At 35.7% G+C, this 4,898-nt stretch carries 5 protein-coding genes; 4 read left to right on the forward strand and 1 reads right to left on the reverse strand.

Translation table 11 applies throughout. The features are described 5' to 3' along the window. The 4 genes from ACJAT7_RS17810 to wcaK form a co-directional block, all read left to right on the forward strand. The coding region (locus ACJAT7_RS17810) for an acyltransferase family protein (protein ID WP_415228143.1) at positions 1–458 on the forward strand (458 nt) is incomplete at its 5' end. After that, positions 455–1,888, forward strand: a complete 1,434-nt coding sequence (locus ACJAT7_RS17815; protein ID WP_415228144.1) for an oligosaccharide flippase family protein — start codon at positions 455–457, stop codon at positions 1,886–1,888. The genes ACJAT7_RS17810 and ACJAT7_RS17815, both read left to right, overlap by 4 nt. Positions 1,889–1,892: 4 nt before the next feature. Next, complete coding sequence (locus ACJAT7_RS17820) at positions 1,893–3,137, forward strand: glycosyltransferase (protein WP_415228145.1); 1,245 nt, start codon at positions 1,893–1,895, stop codon at positions 3,135–3,137. 124 nt (positions 3,138–3,261) lie between these two features. After that, positions 3,262–4,527: a colanic acid biosynthesis pyruvyl transferase WcaK gene (wcaK, locus tag ACJAT7_RS17825; RefSeq protein ID WP_415228146.1), complete on the forward strand. Its 1,266-nt coding sequence runs from the start codon at positions 3,262–3,264 to the stop codon at positions 4,525–4,527. 148 nt (positions 4,528–4,675) lie between these two features. Here wcaK and ACJAT7_RS17830 read toward each other — a convergent pair. Further along, the coding region (locus ACJAT7_RS17830; RefSeq protein WP_415228147.1) for a hypothetical protein at positions 4,676–4,898 on the reverse strand (223 nt) is incomplete at its 5' end.

Here is a 4,898-nt window from a genome sequence, read left to right on the forward strand (position 1 = left end):
TACAACCCGCTATTTGCCTGGGCGTAATTGCTGCAATTATCATGCACCACCAAAAATCTTTTAACGTTTTAAGTAGATTGCTGAACCCTAAAGTGACACCAATACTTTCAGCCGTAATCGCCGTAATATTGATTATATATAAATTTCCAAATTTTATTATCCATGTAATCTTAACGTTGTTCTTACTCTCGGTGATTTTCAATAGAGACAAAATCACGTCATCAATACTTAACTTTCGACCCGTTATTTACATTGGGCAAATAAGCTACGGCATGTATATTTTTCACATGGCTGCTTTTAATGCCATTAGCATGATGGTTTTCCCCTCCCTGTCCAGTAGTAGCTATCAAGTTGTTGTTACAAGTTTTTTGTTTACTATTTTAGTGGCGACAGCGAGTTTTTATTTGTATGAAAAACCCTTTATGTCTTTAAAAACAAAATTTCAAAAACTTAAATGACGATAATAGCCAAGTCCGCCTCATGGACAACGATTTCAACCATATTTGGAATTGCGGTGCAAATTTTGCAATTAGCAATATTATCGAGAACCATCGAAACAGCTATTTTTGGTCAATATGCAATATTAAACCTGTTTATCGAAATATTTACTGCTGTTGCCCTTGGTGGAATATCTAACTACCTGATGTATAAGCGCGATCTAAATCAGGAAGAAAAGAATACTATTTTCACTTTAGCCATAACAATCGGAATTGTCGCCGTTGTTGTTGTACTACTACTGGCCTACCCTATTTTGTATTTCATGCACTATACAGATTTATTTTCACCGCTCATGGTGCTCAGTGTGCTTTTGATTATGCATGCGGTAGGTGCACAATATCAAACTGTAGGCCTACTGGCATTTAAACACGCTAGTATGGCTAAAATTGAAATAGCATCAAGAATAATGGCATTTGGGATAGCTATTGCGACCATAGATTCAGGACTTTACTGCCTGATTTTCTCCGCTTTGGGTTATCAACTCTTACGTCTCATAGGCATTATGGCGGCAATGAGTCATCTAGCGAATTTAGGCCTAAACTTTAAGATAAAAACCGCAAAAGATGCGTTTAAATATGGAGTCTACGACTTAGGCGGTCAATGGCTAAACATAACACGTAAACAAATCGACACGTTAATTCTAGCCTCCTTACTGCCACTACAAGAGTTGGGCGCTTATCACCTAATTAAACAACTAGCCAGTCGTCCATCACAAGCCATTCAGCCCATTATAGGTAAGATTGCGCTACCTTTGTTTAGCCATGCCAAACAAAACCCTCAACGTTTGAAGAACACTTACTACGATCTTTTTTGTGTACAAGCGGTTATTCTTGCTATTTGTTACGCGCCGTTAATCGGTGCTTCTGACTTAATTACCTTAGTCATTTATGGTGAAAAATTTCAAAAATATGCACCTATTTTGGCGTTGCTCTCACTGTTTTGGTTCATTAGGGTCTGCCCATCTAATTTAATGGGGCCTTTAGTGCAAGTGTCTGGCAAAACCTACTTAAGTTTTTATTGGAATATTGCAATACTGCCTGTCAATGCTTTAGTCATGTACCTATCAGCCCTTCATGGTATTTATGCACTGACGATAGCCTTGGTAATATTTCAAAGTATTTGCGTACCACTTGCTTATTATTTTGTGATCAAAAAAGTATCCACCGTGGATTTTAACAAAACCCTAATTTTTTTAATTATTCCCCTGCTTTGTTTAATCGCCCCCTTATTCATATTAGAATATATTGTCATCCCTCAACTCGAATTAAGTCTGCTAATCAAAGTTATGCTTTATGTAACAGTTTATAGTGCTGATGTACTCAGCATCTTCATGTTATATTCTGTTTTTAAGCAAAGCTTGTCGCGCATAAAACATTACAACATGGACTGAATTAATGGCATCTAAGTCAATCACCTTTTTTACCAATAGTTTTCCGGTTCTTTCCCAAACATTTGTCGTTGAACAAATAAATGGTTTAATTGAACTCGGTCACGCAGTTAACATTGTCTCTATTTATCCCGGTGATACCAATTTCATTACAGACCAAAGTATTACAAAAAACGGCCTAATAAAAAGAACGAGATATTTACTACCAACAACGTCTGGTAACCAGTTTTTCCTCATGGCAATCTGTTCAATATTTTTACAACAATTAAGGTTATTACTTACCTATCCAAGTAGGGTTCAATTAATTTGGTTTTCACTTATATTATTAAGCAAACGAAACCTTAAGCTTGCTAGGGATATATTGAAAATTGGATTGATTACAGAGAAAAAGACTAGTGCTGATTGTATTATTGCTCACTTTGGTCATATTGGTGTTATAGCCAATTATTTAAGAAAATCGCATATTTTAGAAGGTAAACTTTTCACCGTTTTTCATGGCTATGAAATAAGTGAATATAAGCAAATAAAACACTGGAAAGGTTTATATCGTTGGCTTGGGAATACGTCAGACTTACTCTTACCAATAAGTGAACTGTGGGCTAATCGACTTAAAAGTTACGGTGTGCCAAATAATAAAATAAAAGTGCATCACATGGGCATTGATATCAACAGGTTTGAATTTGAAAACAGACCACTTTCTAGCACTTTAAACATCTTAACTGTGGCGAGGGCAACAGAAAAAAAGGGTCTAATTTATGCTCTTGAAGCAATTGAAAAATGCAGCATACCACTCAAGTATCATATTGTTGGTGGTGGTGAACTTCTTGAATTACTAAAAAGTCAGGTAAAAAACTACAAACGTAAAGACGATATAGTTTTTCATGGACCTCAAACTCCTGACTTTGTAGCAAAGGCACTTAAGAATGCTGATGTATTTCTCCTACCCTCAGTAACAGATTGCAAGGGTGATATGGAAGGTATCCCCGTATCTTTAATGGAAGCAATGGCATCTGGCGTACTCGTCATCTCTACCATACATAGTGGAATCCCAGAGTTAATTGACCATAACGAAAGTGGTTTTTTAGTTCCTGAAAAAGATTCCAATGAAATTAAAAACAGGTTGGAACTATTGAATTCTACGGTAATAAACTCTAGCCAAATTAAAAATAACGCAGTGTCGAAAGTAAATGCTGATTTTAATGCAAAAGACCTCAACATCGCGTTGTCTAGTCTTATGAACGATATTCCTTAACATTGCTCAGTGAAAAATAAAATTAATCGATAGTTACGCTCAAACTAATTTTTTTGTTGAGTTTTTATCAGTTAAAATGAACCTAAATTGATATAACAGGAATCTGCTTGAACAGAGGTAATGAGTGAAAAAACTAACAAAACTCCTGATTGTCGGTAACCATACTTGCGGCAATAGAGGTGACGCGGCAATTTTGCGTGGCTTGATCGAAGGTATAAAAACTATTGATAAGGGAATCCAACTCACTATCACTAGCCGCTATCCTAATAGTTCTAGCTATTTACTAGGTGTACCTCTTGTTGCTGATATCCTTCATAAAAGAAGGCGCACCGCAATCAAAGGCCTATTAATAAATAGAATAAAAAAAGTACGTGAAAATTTAGATATTAGAATTTTACATGCTCGAATTAAACACAAAGGGCTATTAAGATTTTTTCCGTTATCAAAGTATATCTCCCAGCATATAAATAGCTTGCAAGAATATGACGCTGTTATTCAAGTAGGTGGATCTTTCTTCGTTGATTCATATGGAATATTTCAATTTGAACATGCTCTGTGTACCTTAAATGCCAATAAACCACTGCTTATTCTGGGACACAGTGTTGGTCCATTTTCTAAAAAATCATTTAAGCACTTAAGTAACTCTGTTTTCAATCAAGCTAAATTCTTTGGCTTAAGGGAGTCTGTTAGTGAAGAATTGGTGAATAAAGAACTAAACATTACAAATAAAGTACATGTTGGCACTGATACAGCTTGGTTAGTCTCACCTGTCGATAAAAAAATAAATATACCGCTTGATGATGGCCCTTATATCGCTGTAACACTGCGCGAGTTAGCCCCCTTTGATAAAAAGCTCAAGGTAAGTCAAGATGCTTATGAGACCGAAATGGCTTTACTGTGCGATCACTTGATGGCACTGGGGTATAAAATTATTGCAGTTTCAACCTGCACGGCAATAGATGGTTATCATAAAGACGATAGAATGATTGCCTTAAACGTTCAGCTAAAGTGCAAATTACGTCACAATTTTACGGTACTAATGGATGAATATAATGATATCGACCTCGGTATAATATTCAGTAAATGCGCTCTGACCATTGGAACAAGACTCCATAGTGCAATAATTTCAATGAATTTTGGCACTCCGGCTTTTGCATTAAATTACGAACATAAATCACAAGGAATAATGAATAATTTATGCCTCCCAGAGCTGTCAATTCCTTTTGAAGAATTGATGAGTGGTGCCTTTACAAAAAAGGTCGAACTAGTATTAGGAGACATCAACGGCATGCGTACAATTATGCAAAAATCTGTTGAAAAAGAAAAACAACAAGCTTTAACTTTTATAGATAAAGCTCTAGAAATGATAAAATATCCCAATAACAAATAACCAGTAAATTATTAATATAAAAGTTGAGTGATTTACATTTAGAAGACTATAGATATTCCCTAGAAGGTATTTGTTGTCATCAGTTATTTGTAATGTAAGCGCACCGTTTAATTGTGCGCTTACGAACATAACCGCTGTTTTGCTATTTCTAAAAGTGGGTGCCTACTTTATTATTCAAAGGAACTTTGCTCACGAGTGATACATAGTTCTTCGGATATCCTGCCCCTTTGAACTTTATGTGCATTTCCAGTTTCTGAAAAAGGATTGAACAAAACAAAAATGCTACTTTCAATATTATCATAATTGGTGCCAACCCATACCCTGTGATACTAGTGTTAATATCTCTAGGCTTGTAGGGGAGATAGCGACCC

This window comes from Psychromonas sp., from assembly GCF_047632995.1.
Lineage (GTDB): Bacteria > Pseudomonadota > Gammaproteobacteria > Enterobacterales > Psychromonadaceae > Psychromonas.

What these genes read in the sequence shown, in the direction of transcription:
- ACJAT7_RS17815 (WP_415228144.1), top strand. Translation starts at nt 455, where the DNA reads ATGACGATAATAGCCAAGTCCGCCTCATGGACAACGATTTCAACCATA.
- ACJAT7_RS17820 (WP_415228145.1), top strand. Translation starts at nt 1,893, where the DNA reads ATGGCATCTAAGTCAATCACCTTTTTTACCAATAGTTTTCCGGTTCTT.